Here is a 24,342-nt window from a genome sequence, read left to right as displayed (position 1 = left end):
GTACCGTGTACATTGCTATCTTTCTATCATAGGATGTAATGGGAGAGAGGACAAGTCTTTCTTAGACACTTTCTTCCTGCTCCACTCTGATTTTTTTGCTTTTCCGCTTGTACTTGATTTTGGTCGCTTCTCCTCCCCGCAAGTGACGAATTGCCTTGTGATATTCCAAAATTTCTTTCACCTGATTGGCAAGTTCAGGATTTATCTCAGGCAGTCGTTCAGTCAAGTCTTTATGCACTGTGCTCTTGGATACTCCGAATTCTTTGGCGATCATGCGAACCGTATTTCTTGTCTCCACGATATATCGGCCGATTTTGATGGTTCGCTCCTTGATGTAATCGTGCACGTTACTCGCCTCCCTGCATCGAAATTGTCTGATACAATATATGGGTAGGCAGGGACACATATTCTCCGTTTCCAAGCCTGACAAGCCGGGAAGTGGATAACTTTTTTCTATAGCGTGTACCGAACGCGCCCAGAAGAGCGGCTGCAAGCAAGCAGCCATGCGGGTTTGCACGCCAAAAAGCCCGCGCTTCTCGCACGGGCCTTTTGCCTGTTATTGTTGCTCAGCGTGATTCAAGTATTGCTCAGGGTTGACAGACTTGCCATCAACGCGCACTTCAAAGTGCAAGTGGATGCCTGCGTCTTTTTCAAATGTGCTGCGGCCAGCTGCCCCAAGCACTTGTCCTTGCTTCACTTCATCGCCAGGCTTAACCGTCACTTTGTCCAAGCTTTGATACACGGTGACCATGTTGCCGCTGTGTTCGATTTCAACCAGATTGCCTACCAACGGATCATTTTCCACTTTTTTCACCTTGCCATCGAGGGCAGCGGTGACATCAAATCCTTTTTTATCCGTGGAGACAATGTCGATACCTGTGTGCGGGATGTACGAATTGTTGTACTTGACCAACGCTTTGGCTTGCTCTTCTTTCGCAGCTGCATCATTGAAGTAATCCATGGCTTTGGAGTAGCTCACGCTTGCTGCCACTGGCCATGCGAGCGGTTGTGTTGCTTTGCTGACAGGAACTGCATCATCTTTCGAAACTTCTGTGTTTGGTGCTGCTGTTTCCGGTTGGTTCTGTGCGACTGGCGTCGACTCCTTGCTGAGCTCATCGCTTACTGCATGAAACACGTTACCCTGATACCACATCACGAATGCGAGGATGATTGCTGCTAAGCCGATGTAGATTGCGGGAAACGCCCACTTCTTCCCCAGAAAGTTTTTCCAGGATTTTGACTTCTTCAAAGGAATCGGTTGATTTGGATTTTTTTGATCTTCCATTTTTTATCACCTCATCCACCAGTATCACCACTTTTTCGGTGCATAAACCTGATGGAATGGGGAAAAGTAAAAATTTGTTAACTTTTGAGCATTTTCCCGTAGTTTTCTAACGCAATCCCTTGATAGAAGTACTTTACGATCTGCTCGGCGCTCTTGCCTGCCTTAGCCATTCCGTTCGCCCCCCACTGGCTCATCCCCACGCCGTGACCATAGCCATTCGTGGTGATTTCCACGCCATTGCTTTTCAGCTGCATGGAAAATGCGGTTGAATTCAGCCCCAGTCGTTCCCTTAATTCCCGCCCGGAAAACTCCTTGTCGCCGACACGTACTTTCCCTACACGTTTGCCCGTTGTCTCGCTGAGAACGGTGTACCACCTGCCGCTATTTCCCTGCATCGCTGGCGTATCGAGTCGCACCCCGAGCTTCTGTTCGAATTCCACCAGCGGGATCGTCGTTTTTTGCAAATATCGCGGCGATTCACTGTCCCAGGGACTCGGGACGCTTTTGAGGTAAGGAATTTTCTCCGCCCAGTATTCATCCGCATTTTCGGTATAGCCATTGCTCGTCGAAAAAAACGTCGCATCGATCGGCTTGCCGCCATAGGTCAGCACTTCTCCCGCTGTCGCCAGCACAGCCTGCTGGATCTTTTTGCTTTTCCAGGCGTATTGCTCTCCCCAGCGCTCCCGCTGCTGTTTATCGTCGATAAAGACTTGATGCTGAACGGTATCTAACACCACCGCCCCCTTTGGCACATCGTTGAAAGCTCTTTCCTGCAAACGTCTGACGATGTAGGTCCGTGCGGCAAGCGCCTGTGCCTTCAATGCTTCCAGCTCGAACTCCGCCGGCATCTCGGCTGCCACCACGCCTTCGATATACGATTCGATGGGAAGTGTTTCAATCGTTTTCGTCGCGGTTCGGTACACGTTGATGGGGATTTGGGATGCTACGTTAATCGTAGTCGGAGTCACCTGCGGACTGGCAGGCTTGGGCGTGGGTGCAAATGTAGGCGCGTACTTGACGAGAAGGGCCGGAATTGCGACGATCACAAGCGGAATCGCAACTAGAAGAACAATCAGATAGTTTCGCATGCGCATATGCAAAAATCCTCCCCGATGCGTACTGGACAACTTAGACGATTACAGTCTATGTCCGCGTCGAGGAGGATAGAACGATAGAAACGAATTGCTATGTTTGCAAATTAAGAGAGGCGAGAGACAAAGCGGCCGATCCGCTCCATCGCTCTCTCCAGCTGTTCAAGCGAGGTCGCATACGAGCAGCGGATATGACCATAGCCGCTTTCACCGAATACATCGCCCGGCACGACAGCCACTTTCTCTTCCATCAGCAGTTGCTCGGCGAAATCAGCGGCAGTCAAGCCCGTCGATTTGACGGAAGGGAATGCGTAGAAAGCACCCTCCGGTTCGTGGCAGGCAAGACCCACTTGCTTGAACGCATGCACAATATAGTTGCGGCGTTGGCGATAGCTCTCTACCATCCGGTCCACTTCGCCTTGTCCATTTTTCATGGCTTCCAGCGCAGCCATCTGCGCCATTGTCGGCGCGCACAGCATGGTGTACTGGTGGATTTTGAGCATTCCTGCCAGCAGGTCAGGCGAGGCACACACATACCCCAAACGCCAGCCGGTCATCGCAAACGCCTTGGAGAATCCGGAAATCAGAATTGTGCGATCCTTCATCCCCGGCAGGGCAGCAAAGCTATAGTGGGAGCTGTCATACGTAAGCTCCGCATAAATCTCGTCGGAAATGACAAGAAGATCATGTTTTTCCAGGATCGGCGTGATTTTGAGCCATTCTTCCTTGCTCATCGTACTGCCGGTCGGGTTATTCGGATAGCAGAAAATCACCGCTTTGGTGCGGGAGGTGATTTTGGCCGACAGCTCTTCCGGAGTCAGCTTGAAGCTGTTTTCCGCTTTTGTCGTCAAAAAGACAGGGACGCCGCCCGCCAGTCTCACGATCGGTTCATAGGAGACATAACACGGTTCGACGATCAGCACCTCATCGCCAGGATTCAGCACCGCGCGCAAGGCGATGTCGATTGCTTCCGACGCGCCTACCGTGATTAAAATCTCCGTTTCCGGATGATAGGACACTTGATAACGCGTTTCGAGATAGTTGTTAATTTCTCTGCGAAGCTCGAGCAGACCGGCATTAGATGTGTACGCCGTATGGCCGCGCTCCAGCGAGGAGATGGACGCTTCGCGGAAACGCCATGGCGTGACGAAATCCGGTTCGCCCACACCGAGGGAAATTACCCCTTCCATCGAGGCCGCCAAATCAAAAAAACGGCGGATTCCCGACGGCTTTAGTTCTGCGACTGTCTTTGCTAGTCTTGTATTGGTTGCTGTCGCTTGCTTCATCACGGGGTCACCACCATCCGATGGTCGTCATCGCGCTCTTCGAACGAGATGCCATCATGTTTGTATCGTTTTAAAATAAAGTGTGTGGCTGTGGAAATGACCCCTTCAAAAGTGGCCAGCTTCTGTGAAACGAAATCCGCTACTTCGCGCATCGATTTGCCTTCCATCACGACAGACAAGTCGTAATTGGCGCCGGACATCAGATAGACCGCCTCCACTTCGGGAAAACGGGAGATTCGCTCCGCCACTTCGTTAAAGCCCACTTCGCGCTTCGGTGCAACTTTTACATCGATCATTGCTGTTACAAACGGATTGTCATTTACGCGTTCCCAGTTTACCAGGGCCGGAAATTTGACGATGATCTTCTCGTCGATCAACCGCTTGATTTCGTTCGCTACCTCTTCCGCTGCAACGCCCAATAGCGTCCCCATTTGTTCGTTGGTCAGACGGCTGTCTTCCTCTAACAAACGCAGGAGCTCTCTTTGTTTCTCTCTGTTCACAAGCCCCACTCCCTTCATTTTCTCCCCCATGATACCACACCGATTCTAAAAAAGAAAAAGACTTCCTGAATGGAAGTCTTAGGCAAAATTCGGTGATAGATTTACTTTTATGGGCTGATGCTTCGCTTCCATTTCCAATGCAGACTGCTTTTCTACGTTGATTCGCTCCACGTCCGCACCCAGCTTTTTCAGCTTCTCCGTAAAGTTGACATAGCCACGGTCCAGATGGTGCAGACCGGAAACCTCTGTGTCTCCTTCCGCAATCAGGCCAGCGAGTACCAATGCAGCACCTGCGCGCAAATCGGTTGCCGTAACTTTGCTTCCCGTCAGCTTCACGCCGCCTTCCACAATTGCGCTGCGACCCTCGATTTTGATGTTGGCGCTCATGCGGCGGAATTCTTCCACGTGCATAAAGCGGTTTTCGAAAACCGTTTCCGTCACAATGCTTGTCCCTTCCGAGGCCAACAGCAACGCCATCATCTGCGATTGCATGTCAGTTGGGAAACCCGGGTGCGGCAACGTTTTGACGTCCACCGTCTTCAGCGGCCCTTTGCGCCAAACGCGAATGCCGTTTTCCTGCTCATCGATGCCGACATTCATTTCGCGCAGCTTGGCCGAAACGGATTTCACATGGTCACAAATCGCGCCTTCAACGAACACGTCACCGCCTGTAATCGCAGCGGCAATCATGAAGGTTCCCGCTTCGATCCGGTCAGGAATCACATAGTGAACACAGCCGCGCATGCGCTCCACGCCTTCAATCCGAATGGAGCCTGTCCCTGCGCCGCGAATTTTCGCACCCATGCTGTTGAGGAAATTCGCCAGATCGACAATCTCCGGCTCTTCCGCAGCGTTTTCGATTACAGTCGTTCCTTCCGCCAATGCGGCGGCCATCATGATGTTTTCCGTAGCGCCCACACTTGGAATGTCCAAATAGATTTTGGCGCCCTTCAGACGGCCATCTACCGTCGCTTCAATAAAGCCCTGTCCGATCTCGATCTTGGCGCCCATTGCCTCGAACCCTTTCAGGTGCTGATCAATCGGGCGAGTTCCAATTGCACAACCTCCAGGCAATGCTACCCGCGCTCTGCCTTTTCGAGCAAGCAGTGGTCCCATGACCAAAAACGATGCGCGCATCTTGCGAACCAGATCATAAGAAGCTTCAATGCCCTTCAAACCGGTCGCGTCAACTGTCAACGTTTCATTATCATATGTAACGTTTACCTGTAATGATCGTATCAATTCACATATGGTATGGACATCATCCAAACCAGGAACTTCATGAATCAGGCATGTGCCTTCTTCAGCCAATATCGATGCCGCAATAATGGGAAGAACTGCGTTTTTTGCGCCCGATACTTTCACATTTCCCGCTAATGCCCTACCACCGCGGACAACGATTTTATCCAATGTGTACCCCTCCGCGTGCCAATGCTTAATATTCCGCTGTAATAATGGGGGTCCCGACCGTGAATCGAGTCAGTTTTTGCTCGACGTCACGATGGGCAGCCACCTGCAGATTCATTTTTTGATTATGAGAAAGAATTGCTTGATCCCACAAGCGAGTATAACCGGAGATACTGACCACCGTTTCGTCTTTGAGACGCTCTATCTCGCTTGCTTGGAGAGAGCGGAATAAGGAAAATATCCGTTCCTCCTGCTGATCAACACTCAGTGTATCATTGTATATTCCGGCAATACAAGTGCTAATTTGCGGAATCAAGGCTTGTCTTTGCAACAGTTTGATGACGTTTTGCTGTTTTTCCACTATATCTTGTAAATGGTTGCGTTTTCCCTTGACTGTCACCACAAGATATGCGTTCAGCTTCCCAGAATTGGGAACACCCACCAGCCGATATTGTAGCTCTTGGGCCGCGAAAACCGCAGTATTTTGATAAACAAACACACCGTTTTCCCTTTCCGCTGCTGGGTCGGGCGAAATCTGCAACGCAGCCGCCCACGCTTCGTTTTGCTCCGCTAGTTCTTTGGTACCAGAGAGCTTTGGCAAGGTTACCGACATGCGAACAGTCGCGTCCGTCACTGCTATGCTGTTTTGCTCAAGTTTTTCCGTGATGCTTGCAACTACCTCCGCTTCTTGCGTTTTCGCAGAAACGTTTCCGTAATAAGCCACCGCCGAAACCAGACAAACAAACAGCAAGCCGTACGTCCGCCAACCTCTCCTCATTTGGTACCTCCCCATATCAACACGCTTTTTCTATATAAGCTTAGTTTGCACAAAATACTGGAGGGATATACCAAATTTCACCTGCCGTTTTCCTGGCATTTCATACAACAATCTTAGAACAAGTCCCGCAGCAATAGGGATGAAGCGAGATATTCCATCAGAAACCGCGCCACACCGCTGCCAATTACGATGGAGAGCAGGATTTGGAGCAGCTTGGACTGTGCGCTATTCGCTTTTTTCACAAAGAGATCAAAGCGGAAAGACTGCAAAGCCCACCAGCTCGCCGCAATGCAGATGATGGAGACGATGATGTTGAGCAGGCCAGTCGTCGCGAGTGAACCCATGATTTTACCTCCTTTTAAAGTTGGTCACTGCCGAAGAAAAAAGGGAGGCGTCTGCGCCATCCCTTTTCTTTCTTTCGCAAACCTGTTTTCACTTTTTCCACCATTTGCTTATTTACTTGGCATTTGCATCCCGCCGAAATCAAAATTCGGATTGAAGTGCGTATGCAAGAAATCAAGCGCCACGCCAGGAACGATCCCAAATACGATGGTCGCCAGGACAGCGATGACGATGACCACGCCTGCGGTTCCCGGCACCTTCAGCTTGGCTTCCGTCAAGCCTGGGCGCATGTACATTTGGCGGATGAACCCAAAGTAATAAAAATACGATATCACACTGGTCGCGATCATGATACCCGAAAGCACGTAGCTGCTATGGAATATCGCGCTCATGAACAGATAAAATTTGCCGAAAAATCCGGCGCTGATCGGAATCCCGGCCAGTGACAAGAGGAAGAAGGTCATCGCAATCGCCACGAACGGCGCACGATGGTACAGACCGGCAAATGCCTTGATGTCCTCTGTCTTCTGGTCTTTCGTCACAATCATGATCACCGCAAAGGCCCCAAAGCTAACCAAAAGATATGCAAAGAGATAGAACAAGCTTTGCTCAAAGAAAAGCTGTGTCAGCGTCACAAACGGAACCAGAAGATAACCTGCTTGCGCCACGCCCGAGTAAGCCATCATTCTCTTCACGTTCGTCTGGCGCAGCGCCATGGTATTCCCGATGATCATGGAGAGTCCGGCGATGATCGACAGATACCAGCTCATCTCTGACATGAAGACGCGCTCGCCATTTGGACCGACCAAACCGATGTAAGCCGTGAACAAGAAGCGGAACACCAAGGCAAACCCTGCTGCTTTGGAGACAACCGCCAGGAATGCGGTCACCGGAGTCGGAGCGCCTTGATACACGTCAGGCGTCCACAGATGGTTCGGCACGACGGAAATTTTGAACGCCAGGCCAGCCACGATGAAGACAAACGAAAGAATGACCAGGAAGCTGTAGCCCGATGAATACGCCTCTGTTACCCGTTGGGAGATCTCAAACAGGTTGGTCGCCCCTGTTAAACCGTACAGATACGACATCCCGAACAGCGTGACAGCGGTGGCGATCCCGCCGGAAACGACATATTTCATCGCCGATTCGTTGCTTTGAATCGACTGCTTCCGCAAACCGACCAGGACGTAGGACGACAGCGAGAGCAATTCGAGCCCGACGAACAACGTGATCATGTCAGCGGAAGACGCCATCACCATCGCCCCGAGCAAGCCGGTCAGCAGCAAATAGTAATATTCGCTCTGATGGCTGACCTCATCGTTGTCCCGATTATTGGCAAGCGAGAGCAGCAAGGTGAACGCCATACCGCCCAAAAAGATGAGCTTGAAAGCATTGCCGAAATGATCGACGCGGAACATGTCGGCCATATAAGACACCGGATCTTTGACCGTCATTACATTATGAATGACAAAATATCCGGCAAGCAAAATGCCGATGAGAGACAGCCAGCCGATCAACGACCGTTTGACATGCTTCCCTAAAAAGAGATCCAGCAGCGACAGCACTGTCGCAAAGCCGAGCACCGTGAATTCAGGCAGAAGGTAGCTCCAGTTATATGAAAAAATCGTAATCGCGCCCATCGCTTACCCCCCTATCCCGGTGACGATTGGGACAATTGTTTTCAACGTTTGCTGCAGCGGGTCTGCCAGCACAGCTGGGTAAATCCCGATCAGAAGGATGAAGCCGAGCAGGATGACCATCGGAATGACTTCCATCGGCTGTGCATCAGCAGCGCCTTTCAACCGTTCTGCCGTCGGTCCGAAAGTGGTTTTGAGCACAGCGCGCAGCAGGTAGACTGCTGTCAAAATAATTCCCAGCGCTCCGATTGCCGCGATGACCGGCATCGAACCGAACAAGCCGAGGAAGGCGAGGAACTCGCTGATAAAGCCGGACATGCCTGGTAAGCCCAGCGACGCCATCGCGACCGTCAAGAAGATGCCGCTAGCAAATGGCATCGATTTGGCCATGCCGCCCAGCTCGCTGATCGTTGAGGTGCCGACCCGTTCCCAGATAACCCCGATGAGGAAGAACATCAGTGCAGAGATGAAACCGTGCGAGACAACCTGGAAGATCGCTCCCTGGAAGCCGATTGTATTCATCGCCGCGAACCCGAGCAAGACGATACCCATGTGGCTGATACTGGAGTAGGCCATAACCATTTTCATGTCCTTCTGTACAAAAGCAAGTACAGCGCCGTACAAAATGTTGATCACACCGAGCACAGCCATCCATGTCGCGAATTTATAGGCTTGTTCTGGAAAGAAGCCGATTCCCATGCGCAGTAAACCGTACGCACCCATTTTCAGCAAGATCCCGGAGTGGATCATAACGATCGCTGGCGGAGCCTGCACGTGCACCTTGAGCATCCACGTATGGAACGGGAAGATCGGGAGCTTGATTCCAAATGCGATGAAAAGTGCAAGGAACAGCCCGAATTTAAAACTTTCCGGTAGCTGAGCCAGCATCTGATTGTTCGGAGAAGTGAGCGCTTCCGTCAGCTGACTCATATTCATCGTCGGGTTGCCATCGACTCCAGGAATGGTCAGATAGATGATCAAAAAGGCGATCAGCATGATGGCCGAGCCGACCCCGTTATAAATCAGGAACTTGTTTGCCGCTTTTTCACGTTCGCCATATCCCCAAATGCCGATCAAAAAGAACATCGGCACAAGCGTCATCTCAAAGAAGATGAAAAACTGGAACAGGTTTTGCGAAGCGAATACGCCAAACATCCCGATCAACAGCACATTGAACAAAATGAAGTATTCCTTAAGGCGCTTCTTCATGCTCCAGGAAGCCACAGCGGCAAGCGTCGCGATTACTGCCGTCAAGACGATGAGCGGCATCGACAAACCGTCGACTCCCATCTCATACCCGATCTTGAACTCGAACACTTGCCCCGCCTGATCCGTGCCGACAGGTATAGAAATCCAGTCATGGTGCTCCGCATACTGCATGCCAGGCTGCTGATAATGAAAATTCGTAAACAGCATCAGCGACATGATGAGCGGCAAAAGCGTTCCGAGAATCCCAATCTGTTTGATTACGCCGCCCTGCTGCTTCGGAATGAACGCCAGGACGATAATCGCCAGAAGCGGCGAAAACGTAATCAACGATAGCAGCATATTATTTCCCAAGCGGAACACCTCCTTTTACCGTGAAGCCAATCAGGAGCAGCACGATGCCCACTAAGACGATGAGTCCGTATGTTTGCATCTGTCCGCTTTGCAGGCGCGCATGAACCGCACCGATTGCCTGCGTGAGTTTTGCGACCAAGCTCACCAAGCCGTCAACGATATAGCGGTCGAACGCATCAAGGACGTATCCAAGCCCTGCGAGTGGGCGAACAAACACAAAATGATAGAATTCATCGATGTAGTACTTGCGGTAGGACATTTGGTACGCCCAAGGGAAAGCGTCCTTGATGCTTGCAGGAGACACCGATTTTTTCGCATACATCAGGTAAGCGAGCCAGATACCCAAGAGCGAGACCAGGATCGCGACGATTTGCACCCATGCCGCGGCATGGCCTTCAGCATCGCCGAATACGCTTTTGATCGCTTCGCCCGTTGTTCCGCTCATCATCCATTCCTGCAGCACCGGCCCAAATGGCGTATTGATAAAACCGGCGACAATCGCGAGAATCGACAGCAAGATCATCGGCAGCGTCATGGTGCCAGGTGATTCATGCACATGCACGCTCTCCTTCACGTTCGACTTGCCGACAAAGGTAAGGAAGAAAAGACGGAACATATAAAACGCGGTGAAAAACGCCGCGATCAGCGCGAGTGCTAGCAAATCATAGCGATGGGCTGACGCGACTGCGCCCAAAATCGCTTCTTTCGACCAGAAACCGGCAAATGGCGGAATCCCGGCAATCGCCAGACAGCCGATCAAGAAAACCCAGCCAGTCACCTTCATTTTTTTCCACAAGCCGCCCATTTCGAAAATGTCTTGCGTATGTGCGGCATGAATCACGCTGCCCGCCGCGAGGAAAAGCAACGCCTTGAAGAACGCGTGTGTCATCAGATGGAATGTGCCTGCCACATAGCCAGCAGCGCCCGCTACGCCCAAAGCAAGCATCATGTACCCGAGCTGACTCACGGTCGAGTACGCCAACACGCGCTTGATATCGCGCTGGGTCAATCCGATGGAGGCGGCAAAAATCGCTGTGAAGCCGCCGACATAGGCAACGACAGTCAACGCCATAGTAGAAGCGATAAACAAAGGATACGCAGCTGCAACCAAGTACACGCCCGCCGCTACCATCGTCGCCGCGTGGATCAAGGCCGAAACCGGAGTCGGGCCTTCCATTGCGTCAGGCAACCAGGTGTGCAGTGGAAACTGACCTGATTTCCCCATCGCACCGATAAAAATCAGAATGGCCGCCAAGGTAATCATCCAAGGCTCCAACTTGCCAAGGGAAATGGCGTTAAAAATCTCCGTATATTCAAAGCTGCCCGTCCACCAGAAAAGGAGCGCAATCCCGATGAACAGCCCCACGTCCCCAATCCGAGTGACGATGAATGCCTTTTTAGCAGCCGCTTTGGCTTCCGGCTTGAAATAGTAGTAACCGACGAGCAGGAACGAACAAACCCCTACTAGTTCCCAGAAGATGTAGACCTGCAGCAGGTTCGGCGAAATGACCAAACCCAGCATCGAAAACGTAAACAGCGACAAATACTGATAAAAGACAGGGAACCGTTCGTCCCCATGCATATAGCCGCGGGAATAAATTTGCACCAGCAAGCTGACAAATGTAACGATCAACAGCATCATCGCATTGAGCTGGTTCACCTCAAAGCCCATGCGGACGACGATGTCGCCCATATGCAGCCATTCGATCGGGTATTTCACATCGACTGCGCCCTCTTGAAACCGGGCCATAAAGGTCATGAGCGCCAGCACGAACGAAGCACCTACCGCGAAAATTCCGACCCAGGCTGCTCCCTCTTTCAATTGTTTGCCGAACGAGACAATCAAAATGAACGCCAACAGCGGGAAAAGAGGGACGAGCCAAGCGTATTGCATGATTGTATCCATATGTTCACCTTTCCCTTTCCTCTAGCGTTTCATCGAGTCCATCTCATCGACATTGACCGTATCGCGATTGCGGTACAGAGCGATCAGCACCGCCAAACCGACGGCAACCTCAGCCGCAGCGATCGTCATGGTAAACAAGGTGAAAATTTGGCCGGTCAGCGCAGGGTGAAGCCCCATTTTGGCGAAGGCGACCAAGTTGATATTGACGGCATTGAGCATCAGCTCGATGGACAGCAGTACGATAACGGTGTTGCGCTTCGTCAAGGCGCCATACATGCCGACGCAAAAGAGAATCAAAGCCACAAGCAAATAGGAGGAGACCGGTACAGCTATCATTCTTTGCCCCCCTCTTTCTTGGCCATGATGATCGCGCCCACCAATGCGACAAGCAGCAACACAGACAACAGCTCAAACGGAATCACATAATTGGTGAAGACTGCCATACCGATCTGCTTGGCGTTGCTCACGTCAGTAGCAGCTTCCTGCGGCACATTCGGCCACACGGTGTTTTGAATGCCCCAGAAAACGATGATGAAAAAGACCGCTACGAACAATAAGCTCACATACTGTCTCTTTTTCAAGCTGCGGGAGCCCTCTTCCTTATCATCATGCTTGGTGAGCATGATCCCGAACAGCATCAGGATCGAAATCGCACCGGAGTAAACGAGAATTTGCGATACCGCAACAAACTCGGCCCCCAGCAGAATAAACAGACCTGCGATGGAGAGGAAGGAGATCCCGAGCGAGATGACCATATGTACGACTCGGTTAAAGCTGATCATGAAGACCGCTCCCCCGATCGTCAGGAGAGACAGGATAAAAAATGCAACAAACGAACCGCTCATCGCTAGTTCTCCTCCCTGACGTTCGTATTGTTGTCATCCAACCATTTCAAGTTCTTGTACAGCTCGTCGCGGCTGTAAGTCGCCAACTCGAAATTGTTGGTCATGACGATCGCCTCTGTCGGGCATACCTCTGTACAGAGATCGCACAGAATGCAGATCTCAAAGTTAATGTCGTACGTATCGATAATTTTACCTTTTTTCTCCGGGTCTGGATGGGGTCTGCCCGTAAGCTGGATGCATTCGGTCGGACAGATGCGCGCACACTGGTTGCACACAATGCATTTCTCCGGAGAAAAGTGCTGGATTCCGCGAAAACGCGGCGGCATTGGGAACGGCACATCCGGATAGAAGTGGGTCACTTTTTTCTCCGTGAGCTTTTTGAAGGTAAAGCCCAATCCTTTTGCCAAACCTAGCATATGTTTCACCCCTTTGGTGGTCGTTGGTTTTACTCAGGCGCGTTTACTGAAACATGCCGTGCTGGTACGAAATCACGACGGCGGTCAGCAAAATATTGAAAAGCGCCAGCGGCAACAAGCATTTCCATGCGAACGACATCAGTTGGTCGACACGCAGACGAGGCATTGTTGCACGAACCCAGAATTGGAAGAAGACGTAGAGTGAAAATTTGAGAATAAACCAAACGATGCCAGGGATGAACCCGAGCGCCGGATGAATCGGCAGCCAGCCACCAAGGAACAGAATCGTCACCAAGGAACCCATGCCGAACATATACACATACTCGGAGAGCATGAACATGGCAAAACGGAAACCCGAGTACTCGACATGGTAGCCCGCGACGAGCTCGGATTCGGCCTCCGGCAAGTCAAATGGCGAACGGTTCAGCTCGGCTTGCGCAGCAATGATGAAAACGACGAATCCGAGGAACTGCGGAATGATGTTCCACATGTCGGTCTGTGCTTCGACAATCTCACGCAAATTCATGCTGCCGGTCAAAAGCACGACGCCAACGATCGACATGACCAGTGGCACTTCATAGCTGATCATTTGCGCCGCTGCGCGCAAGCCACCGATCAGCGAGTATTTGTTATTGGAGGCCCAGCCTGCTGTGATGACGCCGAGCACCGTAATCCCTGACAAGGCTACATAGTACAAAACACCGATCCCGATGTCTGCAAACTGGATTTTGTCAGTGAACGGCATGATCGCCAGAACGGCAAAAGAAGGTGCATATGCCAGTACCGGAGCCAACGCGAACAAGGCTTTGTCAGCATGCTTGGGACGCGTGTCCTCTTTCAGCAAAAGCTTTGCTACGTCCGCGACCGTTTGCAAGAGACCAAGCGGGCCAACGCGGTTTGGACCGATCCGCAGCTGCATCCATCCAATGACTTTGCGTTCGAAATAGATGGCATATGTCACGAAGCCCAACACGACAAGGAGCAAAACGACAGCGGCAATCACAAACAGCGAAACGTTCCACAGGGATGTCGTCTGTTGCAGCAATTCTCTCACTACGCGTCAACCTCCCCGAGCACGATATCGATGCTGCCCAATATCGCCACCATGTTGGCGATGTTTGCGCCTTCAAGCAGCTTGGGCAAAATTTGCAGGTTATTAAACGATGGGCGGCGCAGCTTCAAGCGCCACGGCTTATCTTTGCCTTGGCTCGCGATGTACACGCCGATCTCGCCGCGCGGTGCTTCGATTCGCACGTATGTTTCGCCGACTGGTGGACGAATGACCCGAGGCACCTTGCCTAAGATCTCGCCCTCACTTGGGAATTGCTCGAGCGCTTGCTCCAAAATGCGGAGCGATTGTTCGATCTCTGCCATGCGCAGGTGATAGCGGGACATGCAGTCTCCTTCAGTAGCAACCGGCACATCAAACTCAAAACGGTCATAAATCGAATATGGCTCATCCTTACGCAAGTCCCACTTGATGCCTGTACTCCGCAGCATGACGCCGGAAAGCGAATAGTCGAGTGCCGTCTTCGCGTCAAACTTGCCGATTCCCTTGAGGCGGCTGATGAAAATTTCATTGCCAGTCACAAGATTGTGGTAGTTTTTCAGTTCTTTTTTCATGTATTGGACGAACTCTTTCACGCGATCGATCCAGCCTGGCGGAACATCCCATTTGACGCCGCCCACACGCATGTAGTTGAACGTCATCCGGGCGCCGCACAGCTCATTGAAGAAATCGAGGATTTTCTCGCGGTCGCGGAACGCATACAGGAACGGCCCCATTGCCCCGATATCAAGCAGGTACGTCCCCCACCAGACAAGGTGGCTGGCGACGCGGTTCAGCTCCATCGCGATCAAACGGATGAATTCAGCCCGCTCAGGAATTTGCAAGCCCAGCATGGTTTCAACTGCGTGGCAGAGCACATAGTTGTTTGTCATGGCCGAAACATAATCAAGACGGTCCGTATACGGGATGATTTGCGTGTAGTTTAAGTTTTCCGCCAATTTTTCTGTGCCGCGGTGCAGGTAGCCCATAACCGGAATCGCTTCCGTCACGGTCTCGCCATCGATCTTTACTACCAAACGGAACACACCGTGCGTGCTCGGATGCTGCGGTCCGACATTGAGCAGCATTTCTTCTGTGCGAATGCCCGTATCCGGGGAGGTATATGAATTGGTTGACGTGACTTCCAAGCTCATACCCTACACCTCCTCATCGTACTGTACATAGTCTTTGCGGAGCGGATACCCGACCCAGTCGTCTGGCAATAGGATGCGCGTCAGGTTGGTATGGCCCGGGAACTGGATACCCAGCAGGTCGTAGGTTTCCCGTTCGTTCCAGTCTGCGCCTTTCCACAAGTCCATTACGGATTGAACAGTCGGCTGCTCTCGGTTTGTTTTCACTTTCACTGCAAGGCTTTGACGATTTTTATAGGAGTAAAAATGATAGTAGACTTCCATCCGATCTTCATAGTCGACGCCATGCAAATTGGACAGGTAGTCAAAATGAAGCTGCTCGTCCGCCTTTAAATAATGGGCTACTTCATGCCAGCGTTCATTTTGAATCGTTAAGGTAGGTACGTCTTTCGCTAACTCGTTGATGTACGACGCCTCAATTACTTCGGCGCCAAACTTGTCGGCGATTGCTTTGACATATTTATCGAGGTACGGTTGGTTTTTTGATGGCTCTTTCGGCGCTTCCGGCGCTTCCGGCTCGGCTGCTCCTGCGTCCGCTGCGCCTCCAGCTGCTTTTGCCTTGGCTGCTGCTGCAGCTGCTGCTTTTGCCTTAGCCGCTGCTGCGGCTTTCGCTTTGGCATCATCGGCATCGGCGACTTCCGTGCCGTCTGTGCCTGCCGCTTCCCTGGCTGCTTTGGCTTTCGCTGCAGCTGCCGCTGCGGCTTTTGCTTTAGCTGCTGCTGCCGCCTTGGCTTTCGCGTCTGCATCAGCGCCTTCTGCCGCTGGCGTCGCCACTTCCCCCGCGCCCGCTTCTTGTGCTGCTTTGGCTTTTGCCGCTGCGGCCGCTGCGGCCTTGGCTTTAGCAGCTGCTGCCGCTTTTGCTTTGGCTAGCGCGAGATCATCATCTGCTGGCACTGCCTTTGCCTCACTATCGGCTTCCTCGGCGCTCGGTTCTGCCTTAGCGCTTTCAGCTTCTTTTTCCGCTTTTGCCTTTGCCGCCGCTGCTGCCGCGGCTTTTGCTTTGGCTGCTGCTGCGGCTTTTGCCTTGGCCAACGCAAGATCATCTTGCTGCGGAGCCTCTTTTGCCTCTTCAACTTTATTTTGGATGGAATCGCTTGATTCGTTGTTTTCTGTCGTCTCTGCGACCGGCGATGGCGCCTCTTCCGCTTGCTTTGGCGTCTCAAGCTCCTTTTGTTCTTTTAGCCGGCGCGCTTCCTCCGCTTTTGCGCGAGCTGCCGCTGCTGCTGCCGCCTTCTCTTCTGGCGTCGGCTTGCGTTTTTCATCGCTCATTGACTGGTCACCCGCTTTCCAGTCTTCGCTTCATACCGGATTTTTTCCTGCAGCTTGTTGATCCCATAGATGAGTGCCGCAGGGTTCGGCGGACAGCCTGGAATGTAAACGTCTACCGGCACGATTTGGTCTACACCCTTTACAACACTGTACGATTTCACATAAGGTCCGCCTGCAGTCGCACATGAACCCATGGCAATCACCCATTTCGGTTCTGCCATTTGATCATAAAGGCGACGAAGCAGAGGTGCCATTTTTTTCGTTACGGTTCCTGCCACAATCATCACGTCAGATTGACGAGGCGATGCACGGAAAATCACGCCGAAGCGGTCAAGGTCATAGTTGGCTCCACCGGTGCCCATCATTTCAATGGCGCAACAGGCCAAGCCAAACGTCAGCGGCCAAAGCGAGTTGCTGCGCACCCAGCCTTTCACGGTCTCCAGCGTGGTAAACATGACATTACGATTCAGCTCTTCTTGCAAATCAGGCGCAACGTTTCTGAGATCTAGTTCCATTCCAGCACCTTCTTTCTCCATGCATAGACAAGACCGATAACTAACAAAACAATGAAAATAACCATTTCAACCAGCGCAAAGAGGCCGAGCTGGTTATAGGCAACGGCCCATGGGTAAAGGAACAAGGTTTCTACATCAAAAATAACGAATAACAAGGCAAAGATGTAATACTTGACATTGAATCGAACCCAGCTATCCCCGACCGGAATGTTACCGCTCTCATAAGTGGTCGTCTTCTCAGCAGAAGGGTTACTGGGGCGTACGAGTGGCCCGATGATGCTTACGGTCGCAACCGGGAGCAGGACACCGAGCAGGATGAAGATGGCCACAATCACGTAATTGTTCGTGTAGATTGCACTCATCACCGTTACCTCCATTAAGCTGAAGTTATGTGGCACAAAGTCGAATTATGTCAAATTCGACACAGGAAAATACCTTCACCATTATAACAAATTGGTAAATATGTGTCTAACGATTGACAAAGGAAAAAGCCTAGAGAAGTCTTCTCTAAGCTGTCAATTTCACATGGTTGCACGGTGTCTTATTGTACGTTTTGTTGGTAGGTGCCGCCGAGGAAATCCTCGTATACTTTTTCCCACTCGACCGTGAACTCCATCGGGTCTGTATCGGAAAGATCCTGGAGATTTTCGATTGGTGCCTTCAAGTATGGAATCAATTTAACCAAGACTTCCATAAGCAGTGTATCTTCGATATCCAGCAGCTTTTTCATTTCTGCTTTTGTCATGCTGAAATGATTATCATCCTGTTCATGAAGATGCAGAATCAGCTTGCTGAAAATCGGATGAATCAGTGACTCCAGTTTCAGGTGATCCAACGCGAATTTCTCGCGTTCATTCAGAACAAAAATGTCCTGTGCTTCCGGGAATGGATGTACAGGCACGTCCCAAACATCGCCTTGATCCAGAACGAGACCCCACTTGATCATAAGCTCAATTGCTTCTTCTTTCGTTTGCGGGTACTCGTAGTTGGAACGCTTCAGAAATTCCTTATGGGTTTCCAATAGGTTTATGTAATTTTCATAGGACTCTTCTGATTTGAATTTTGCTTTATCCAACGTATCAAAGGTTCCGTTCAAAGCATTGATTTCACGGAATCCCTGAATCATCTCTTCCTTGCTGTCATACTTTGCTACCAGGTAGCATAAAGCATGAAACAACACGTTCATTTCATGCGGTAGTACACTGGACCAGCCATTGGCACGGTATCCGCCAGGTATAACCGTTTCTCCATTGTGTGTGCGCATTAGTCGAATCGTTTGCATGAGCTCACTCCCCTTCAGCCTTATTATATACATAAACAAGGGAATCTTTCCAAACAAAAACGGTCAGGTTCATTTTCTTGGAAAAATGTTGACCATAACCTTTTTATCCGGCGATCAAAAAAATTTATGTTGGAGTAGTATAAAAAATCCCCGCGCCTTGCCAGCTGCGGGGATTTTTTGACTTTAGATGTTTTTGGTGGCTTCGAGTCGCGAAATCGCACGTTGCAGCGCGCGTTCAGCGCGACGAATGTCGAGGTCAGGATGCTTTTCGTTCAAACGTTGCTCAGCGCGGCCTTTTGACTGCTTGGCACGTTCGACATCAATATCCTCAGGCAGTTCAGCGGACTCGGCCAAAATAGCCACTTGTGTACCGCGAACTTCCATGAAACCTCCGCTTACAGCGATTACCGTCTCTTTGTCGCCTACCGTTTTAATCCGAACAGGCGCAATTTTCAGCGGGGTAACGAGCGGCATGTGGTTCGGCATGATACCGACATCACCTTCAACGCCGCGCGCAATTACCATTGTTGCTTCACCGCTATAGACAACCCGTTCAGGAGTAACGACTTCAATTGTCAATTTGCTCACTTTCAGTCTCCCCCTTCAAGGGTTGTCTTACGCCATTTTCTTCGCTTTTTCTACTGCTTCTTCAATGGTTCCAACATAGAGGAACGCTGCTTCAGGCAGAGTGTCGTGTTTGCCATCGAGGATCTCTTTGAAGCTGCGAACTGTTTCTTTCAGTGGAACGTATTGACCTGGGTTACCAGTAAACTGTTCAGCAACGTGGAACGACTGGGACAGGAAACGTTGAATACGGCGTGCACGTGCTACAGACAATTTATCTTCATCGGACAACTCGTCCATACCAAGGATTGCGATGATATCTTGCAATTCTTTGTAGCGTTGCAGAACTTTTTGTACGCCGCGCGCTACATCATAGTGTTCTTGCCCGACAACTGCCGGAGACAGTGCGCGGGAAGTGGAAGCCAACGGGTCAACCGCTGGGAAGATACCCAACGACGCGATATCGCGGTCCAGGTTAGTTGTTGCGTCCAAGTGAGCGAACGTAGTCGCTGGAGCCGGGTCCGTGTAGTCATCCGCAGGAACGTAGATCGCCTGGATGGATGTTACAGAACCTTTTTTAGTGGAAGTGATACGCTCTTGCAATTGGCCCATCTCAGTTGCCAATGTTGGTTGGTAACCTACCGCGGACGGCATACGGCCCAAGAGAGCGGATACTTCAGAACCCGCTTGGGTAAAGCGGAAGATGTTGTCGATGAACAGCAGAACGTCGCGGCCTTCTTCATCACGGAAATATTCCGCCATGGTCAAACCGGTCAACGCTACGCGAAGACGCGCACCTGGTGGTTCGTTCATTTGTCCGAATACCATCGCTGTTTTTGGCAATACGCCAGCATCTTTCATCTCGTGGTACAGGTCGTTACCTTCACGGGTACGCTCACCTACACCAGCGAATACAGAGATACCGCCGTGCTCTTGTGCGATGTTGTTGATCAATTCCTGGATTGTTACGGTTTTACCTACACCGGCACCACCGAACAGACCGATTTTACCGCCCTTGATGTACGGAGCGAGCAAGTCGATAACTTTGATACCTGTTTCCAGAATTTCAACCGTTGTCGCTTGTTCAGCGAACTCAGGAGCTTTACGGTGGATTGGGTCACGACGAGATACGTCGCCCATTTCTTGCAGGTCAATCGGTTCACCCAGTACGTTAAATACGCGACCAAGCGTTACCGCACCTACTGGAACAGAGATTGGTCCGCCCAGGTCTGTCGCTTCCAAACCACGTACCAAACCGTCTGTGGAAGACATCGCTACACAACGAACGATGTTGTCGCCCAAGTGAGTCGCTGCTTCAACAGTCAGGTTGATTTCGCGCTCACCAGCTGCTGTTGCTTTATGTTCAATCTTAATCGCATTATAGATGGCAGGCAACGAGCCACGGTCGAATTCGATGTCGACGACCGGTCCCATTACCTGAACCACGCGCCCTTTCGCCATCTTCTCTCTTCCCTCCTAGAAGCTTATTGGAAGTTACGTTATCCAAATCTATTACGCCTGTGCGCTCGCACCTGCAACGATCTCGGAAATTTCCTGCGTGATCGCCGCTTGACGCGCACGGTTGTAGAACAGCGTTTGCTTGTTAATCATATCCGTCGCATTGTCAGTTGCGTTACCCATCGCTGTCATACGTGCACCATGCTCGGAAGCTTTCGCATCCAACAGTGCGCTGTACACCAATGTTTCCGCATACTGAGGCAGCAGAACTGCCAGCACTTCTTCGGAAGAAGGCTCGTATTCATAGTTAGCACCCTGTGCCGCACTTTCAACTGGTTCCAACGGCAACAATTTGTCCACAGAAGGAATCTGGGAAATCGCGCTTTGGAAACGGTTATAGCACAGGTAAAGCTCGTCAATCTTCTCTTCAGCAAAGAGAGAGACGGCTGCGCTGGCAATCTTTTTGATGTCAGCAAAATTCGGGTTTTCCGGCAAGCCAACGACTTCTTCAATCACAGGATAATTGCGTTTCTTAAAGAAATCGCGTCCCTTACGACCGATCACAAAGAGAACGTACTCGTCCTGCGACTTGTGCTTCTCATTGATCGCTTGCAGCACCTTGCGAATCATGTTCCCGTTATAGCCACCAGCCTGACCGCGGTCAGAAGTGATGACGATATAGCCGGTCTTTTTCACAGGGCGAACCTGCAGCATCGGGTGCTTGGAGCCGGACGTACCGCTGGCAATGTTTGCGATAACTTCCTGGATTTTGCGTGTATACGGACGTGCCGCTTCCGCCTTATCCTGTGCACGGCGAAGTTTCGCTACAGACATCATCTTCAGTGCCTTGGTAATTTGGCGCATGCTTTTAAAGCTATTGATACGGCGCTTAATCTCTTTCAAACCTAGAGCCACTCGTTTTCACCACCTTGGGGACGCATACCGGGAGGAAAACCGCCCGGCACGCATAAGATGTCTGTTGAGAGCAAAATTAACGGCTTACAGCAAAGCCCTTCTTGAACTCTTCGATCGCTGCATTCAAATCAGCTTCAGCAGGCAAATCTTTTGTTGAACGGATGTGTTCCACCAGCTGTGGCTTGTTGGAATCGATGAACGCCAGCAACTCTTTTTCGAAGCGAGTTACATCGCCAACCGGAATATCGTCAACATAGCCTTTTGTCGCCATGTAAATCGCAATAACTTGCTTTTCAACTGGCATTGGATCGTTGTTGCCTTGTTTCATGACTTCTACCAGGCGTTGACCGCGAGTCAAACGCGCCAGTGTTGCTTTATCCAAGTCGGAACCGAACTGCGCAAACGCAGCCAGCTCGCGGAATTGTGCCAATTCAAGCTTCAATGGACCAGCAACTTTTTTCATCGCTTTGATCTGTGCCGCACTACCTACGCGGGATACGGAGATACCCGCGTTCATCGCTGGGCGTTGACCTGCGTTGAACATGTCGGTCTCAAGGAAGATTTGACCATCCGTAATGGAAATTACGTTGGTTGGGATGTATGCGGATACGTCACCTGCTTGGGTCTCGATGAATGGCAATGCAGTCAAGGAACCTGCGCCCAAATCATCGGAGAGTTTCGCAGCGCGCTCCAGCAAACGGGAGTGCAAGTAGAATACGTCACCAGGATATGCTTCGCGGCCTGGAGGACGGCGGAGCAACAGGGACATTTCGCGGTATGCAGCCGCTTGTTTGGACAAGTCATCGTATACGCAAAGAACGTGTTGTCCTTTGTACATGAAGTACTCACCCATGGATACGCCTGTGTAAGGCGCCAAGTACAGAAGTGGAGCTGGATCGGAAGCAGTCGCGGATACAACGATTGTGTAATCCAGCGCACCGTGCTTACGCAGTGTTTCCACTACGCCTGCAACAGTGGATTGCTTTTGGCCGATCGCAACGTAGATACAAATCATGCCGTTGCCTTTTTGGTTGATGATCGTATCGAGCGCAACGGATGTTTTACCTGTTTGACGGTCACCGATGATCAACTCACGCTGACCGCGACCGATTGGAATCATCGAGTCAATCGCTTTGATACCAGTTTGCAACGGTTCATGTACCGATTTACGAGCCATTACGCCAGGCGCCGGGCTTTCGATCGGACGGAATTCAGTTGTGTTTACAGGACCCAAACCATCGATCGGTTGACCGAGCGGGTTAACAACGCGACCGAGCAACGCTTCGCCTACAGGCACTTCCATGATACGGCCTGTACGTTTTACGCTGTCGCCTTCTTTAATGCCGCGGAATGGACCGAGAATAACGACACCTACGTTGCCTTCTTCCAGGTTTTGCACCATTCCCATTACGCCGTTTTGGAATTCGACCAGTTCCCCAGCCATAACCTTCTCCAAACCGTGCACGCGAGCAATACCGTCACCGATTTGGATAACAGTACCGACGTCAACTACTTCAATTTCAGCTTTATAGTTAGCAATGCGCTCTTTCAAGAGCGAGCTAATTTCTTCCGGTCTGATTGCACTCACGTAAATGTCACCCCATTCATCAGAAACGTTTTATTATTGGTGCGCGAACTGTTCCAATTTGCGCTTGATGCTACCGTCATACAGACGGTCGCCAATTCGTACAACCACGCCACCGAGAATTGCTGGATCAACAACCGTTTGTACGCGGAGCGTCTTGTTTACCTTCTTGCCGAATTGTGCAGCAAGCTCGTTAACTTCTTCTTCGCCCAACGGTTTGGCAGTCGTTACAACCGCATCAGCAACGCCGCGCGCTTCATTCGCCATCGCGACATAGGCAGTTGCGATTTCACCCAGTTCGTGTTCACGACCATTGTCAATCAAAACGCTCAAAAAGTTCAGCGTCTCCGCTGCTACATGCGCGCCAAAGAGATCTTTGAGCAATTGCTCTTTCGACTCTATGGAGATTTGATTGTGGGTCAAGATTTTGCCCAACTCTTGATTTGACTCAACAGCGGCAACGATATCTTTTAATTCAGACTCAATTTGCTCGATCAGCCCGCGCTCTTTCGCTACTTCGAACAGTGCACGTGCGTAGCGTTTTGCAACACCGCTACTCATAGGCGATCTCCCGCTTGTTTCAGGAATTGGTCAATCGTGCTCTTTTGAGCGGCTTCATCCAATTCCTTCTCGATGATTTTGGAAGCCAGCAATACGGACAAGCCTGCCATTTGATCGCGCAGCTCCGCTTTAGCTTTTTCCACTTCACGCGCCAGATCAGCGCTAGCATCGGCTTTCAAACGCTCAGCAGATGTTTTTGCTTCTTCAACAATGCGAGTAGCTTCATCGCTTGCTTGTTTCGCAGCGCGATCCAGAATCGTTTTGGATTCTTGACGTGCTTCGTCAAGCAGACGGCGTTGCTCTGCCAACAGCTTTTCAGCTTCTTGGCGGTTTTGCTCCGCACCGGAAATCTCAGCTTCAATATGTTGGCGGCGTTTTTCCATAACTCCAAGCGCCGGGCCCAACGCGAATTTACGAACGAGTGCCAGCAACACCAAGAAAATGATGATCTGGAATATTAACGTTCCCCACTCGAGAGATACAGTCCCCAAGTCTACCATTTCAATTTCACTCCTTCCGGTCTAACAGGAGAATCCTAGTTACATAGAAAATCATTCAGTAAGCCTGTACAAAACGGTCGTAACCGCCTTGTTTTCAAGAGGAAAACGTTTCACACATTCTCCACATAAGAGAGGCGAAGGTCTAGCCCCCGCCACATCAGCTTGTTTGCACAAGCTTATTTATTCATGAATACGAAGGCCATAGCAACAGCGATGATTGGCAACGCCTCTACAAGACCCAGACCCAAGAACATGAGACCCATCAGGTTACCACGTGCTTCAGGTTGACGAGCAACACCTTCAATTGTGCTCTTAATAACCAAAGAGTTTCCGATGGCTGCACCTACAGCAGCGAGACCAAACATGATACCAGCAGCAAACAAACCAGTCATTACAAAATACCTCCTTAAAATGTTTGAAAATTAGTTTTTGTTGTAAAGC

General features: G+C 50.9%; 27 protein-coding genes. All 27 read right to left on the bottom strand.

Annotated features, from left to right (window positions below):
• Positions 1-61: 61 nt before the first annotated feature.
• Complete coding sequence (gene spoIIID, locus EDM56_RS24695) at positions 62-346, bottom strand: sporulation transcriptional regulator SpoIIID (RefSeq protein ID WP_122920598.1); 285 nt, start codon at positions 344-346, stop codon at positions 62-64.
• Between the two features lie 210 nt (positions 347-556).
• Positions 557-1,285, bottom strand: a complete 729-nt coding sequence (locus tag EDM56_RS24690) for a M23 family metallopeptidase (protein WP_122920597.1) — start codon at positions 1,283-1,285, stop codon at positions 557-559.
• A 77-nt stretch (positions 1,286-1,362) separates the two neighbouring features.
• Positions 1,363-2,373, bottom strand: a complete 1,011-nt coding sequence (spoIID, locus tag EDM56_RS24685) for a stage II sporulation protein D (protein WP_122920627.1) — start codon at positions 2,371-2,373, stop codon at positions 1,363-1,365.
• Positions 2,374-2,483: 110 nt separating this feature from the next.
• On the bottom strand, positions 2,484-3,662 hold the full coding sequence (locus EDM56_RS24680) for an aminotransferase (RefSeq protein ID WP_122920596.1): 1,179 nt from the start codon (positions 3,660-3,662) through the stop codon (positions 2,484-2,486).
• Positions 3,662-4,162, bottom strand: a complete 501-nt coding sequence (locus EDM56_RS24675) for an Lrp/AsnC family transcriptional regulator (protein ID WP_122920626.1) — start codon at positions 4,160-4,162, stop codon at positions 3,662-3,664. The genes EDM56_RS24680 and EDM56_RS24675 overlap by 1 nt, the downstream gene beginning before the upstream one ends.
• 78 nt (positions 4,163-4,240) lie before the next feature.
• A complete protein-coding gene (gene murA / locus EDM56_RS24670) occupies positions 4,241-5,572 on the bottom strand; it encodes a UDP-N-acetylglucosamine 1-carboxyvinyltransferase (RefSeq protein WP_122920595.1) in 1,332 nt (443 codons plus the stop codon).
• Positions 5,573-5,597: 25 nt separating this feature from the next.
• The gene (locus EDM56_RS24665; protein ID WP_183192580.1) at positions 5,598-6,347 is read right to left on the bottom strand and encodes a YwmB family TATA-box binding protein; all 750 of its coding nucleotides are present in this window, start codon (positions 6,345-6,347) and stop codon (positions 5,598-5,600) included.
• Between the two features lie 113 nt (positions 6,348-6,460).
• Entirely contained in the window at positions 6,461-6,691 is a 231-nt protein-coding gene (locus tag EDM56_RS24660) for a DUF1146 family protein (RefSeq protein WP_122920593.1), read from the bottom strand.
• A gap of 108 nt (positions 6,692-6,799) precedes the next feature.
• Positions 6,800-8,329 (bottom strand): NADH-quinone oxidoreductase subunit NuoN, encoded by a 1,530-nt coding sequence (nuoN, locus tag EDM56_RS24655; RefSeq protein ID WP_122920592.1) that lies wholly within the window; start codon positions 8,327-8,329, stop codon positions 6,800-6,802.
• A gap of 3 nt (positions 8,330-8,332) precedes the next feature.
• Entirely contained in the window at positions 8,333-9,874 is a 1,542-nt protein-coding gene (locus tag EDM56_RS24650; RefSeq protein ID WP_122920625.1) for a complex I subunit 4 family protein, read from the bottom strand.
• Between the two features lies 1 nt (position 9,875).
• A complete protein-coding gene (gene nuoL, locus EDM56_RS24645; RefSeq protein WP_122920591.1) occupies positions 9,876-11,792 on the bottom strand; it encodes an NADH-quinone oxidoreductase subunit L in 1,917 nt (638 codons plus the stop codon).
• A gap of 21 nt (positions 11,793-11,813) precedes the next feature.
• Positions 11,814-12,125, bottom strand: a complete 312-nt coding sequence (gene nuoK / locus EDM56_RS24640; protein WP_122920624.1) for an NADH-quinone oxidoreductase subunit NuoK — start codon at positions 12,123-12,125, stop codon at positions 11,814-11,816.
• Entirely contained in the window at positions 12,125-12,637 is a 513-nt protein-coding gene (locus EDM56_RS24635) for an NADH-quinone oxidoreductase subunit J (RefSeq protein WP_122920590.1), read from the bottom strand. The genes nuoK and EDM56_RS24635 overlap by 1 nt, the downstream gene beginning before the upstream one ends.
• Before the next feature lie 2 nt (positions 12,638-12,639).
• Complete coding sequence (gene nuoI / locus EDM56_RS24630; protein WP_122920589.1) at positions 12,640-13,053, bottom strand: NADH-quinone oxidoreductase subunit NuoI; 414 nt, start codon at positions 13,051-13,053, stop codon at positions 12,640-12,642.
• Positions 13,054-13,096: 43 nt separating this feature from the next.
• Positions 13,097-14,107, bottom strand: a complete 1,011-nt coding sequence (gene nuoH, locus EDM56_RS24625; RefSeq protein ID WP_122920588.1) for an NADH-quinone oxidoreductase subunit NuoH — start codon at positions 14,105-14,107, stop codon at positions 13,097-13,099.
• Positions 14,107-15,255 carry an NADH-quinone oxidoreductase subunit D gene (locus EDM56_RS24620; RefSeq protein WP_122920587.1) on the bottom strand — a complete coding sequence of 383 codons (1,149 nt, stop codon included), beginning with the start codon at positions 15,253-15,255 and terminating at the stop codon, positions 14,107-14,109. The genes nuoH and EDM56_RS24620 overlap by 1 nt, the downstream gene beginning before the upstream one ends.
• 3 nt (positions 15,256-15,258) lie before the next feature.
• Entirely contained in the window at positions 15,259-16,521 is a 1,263-nt protein-coding gene (locus EDM56_RS24615) for an NADH-quinone oxidoreductase subunit C (RefSeq protein WP_122920586.1), read from the bottom strand.
• On the bottom strand, positions 16,518-17,036 hold the full coding sequence (locus tag EDM56_RS24610; protein WP_122920585.1) for a NuoB/complex I 20 kDa subunit family protein: 519 nt from the start codon (positions 17,034-17,036) through the stop codon (positions 16,518-16,520). Before EDM56_RS24610 ends, EDM56_RS24615 begins: the two co-directional genes overlap by 4 nt.
• Positions 17,027-17,398 carry an NADH-quinone oxidoreductase subunit A gene (locus EDM56_RS24605; RefSeq protein WP_122920584.1) on the bottom strand — a complete coding sequence of 124 codons (372 nt, stop codon included), beginning with the start codon at positions 17,396-17,398 and terminating at the stop codon, positions 17,027-17,029. Before EDM56_RS24605 ends, EDM56_RS24610 begins: the two co-directional genes overlap by 10 nt.
• A gap of 179 nt (positions 17,399-17,577) precedes the next feature.
• A complete protein-coding gene (locus EDM56_RS24600) occupies positions 17,578-18,318 on the bottom strand; it encodes a DUF6042 family protein (RefSeq protein ID WP_122920583.1) in 741 nt (246 codons plus the stop codon).
• A 183-nt stretch (positions 18,319-18,501) separates the two neighbouring features.
• The gene (locus EDM56_RS24595) at positions 18,502-18,906 is read right to left on the bottom strand and encodes a F0F1 ATP synthase subunit epsilon (protein WP_122920582.1); all 405 of its coding nucleotides are present in this window, start codon (positions 18,904-18,906) and stop codon (positions 18,502-18,504) included.
• A gap of 27 nt (positions 18,907-18,933) precedes the next feature.
• On the bottom strand, positions 18,934-20,343 hold the full coding sequence (gene atpD, locus EDM56_RS24590; protein ID WP_122920581.1) for a F0F1 ATP synthase subunit beta: 1,410 nt from the start codon (positions 20,341-20,343) through the stop codon (positions 18,934-18,936).
• A gap of 51 nt (positions 20,344-20,394) precedes the next feature.
• Positions 20,395-21,255 (bottom strand): ATP synthase F1 subunit gamma, encoded by an 861-nt coding sequence (gene atpG, locus EDM56_RS24585; protein ID WP_122920580.1) that lies wholly within the window; start codon positions 21,253-21,255, stop codon positions 20,395-20,397.
• 76 nt (positions 21,256-21,331) lie between these two features.
• Positions 21,332-22,843 (bottom strand): F0F1 ATP synthase subunit alpha, encoded by a 1,512-nt coding sequence (gene atpA / locus EDM56_RS24580; RefSeq protein WP_122920579.1) that lies wholly within the window; start codon positions 22,841-22,843, stop codon positions 21,332-21,334.
• Between the two features lie 33 nt (positions 22,844-22,876).
• On the bottom strand, positions 22,877-23,401 hold the full coding sequence (locus EDM56_RS24575; protein ID WP_122920578.1) for a F0F1 ATP synthase subunit delta: 525 nt from the start codon (positions 23,399-23,401) through the stop codon (positions 22,877-22,879).
• Positions 23,398-23,901, bottom strand: a complete 504-nt coding sequence (gene atpF, locus EDM56_RS24570; protein WP_122920577.1) for a F0F1 ATP synthase subunit B — start codon at positions 23,899-23,901, stop codon at positions 23,398-23,400. Before atpF ends, EDM56_RS24575 begins: the two co-directional genes overlap by 4 nt.
• 176 nt (positions 23,902-24,077) lie before the next feature.
• Positions 24,078-24,293, bottom strand: a complete 216-nt coding sequence (gene atpE, locus EDM56_RS24565) for a F0F1 ATP synthase subunit C (RefSeq protein ID WP_122920576.1) — start codon at positions 24,291-24,293, stop codon at positions 24,078-24,080.
• Between the last annotated feature and the right edge of the window lie 49 nt (positions 24,294-24,342).

It is taken from the genome of Brevibacillus fluminis, from assembly GCF_003710825.1.
GTDB classification, from domain to species: domain Bacteria; phylum Bacillota; class Bacilli; order Brevibacillales; family Brevibacillaceae; genus Brevibacillus_D; species Brevibacillus_D fluminis.
The sequence above is the reverse complement of the archived record's forward strand: the minus strand, read 5'-3'. Positions and strand labels throughout refer to the sequence as shown.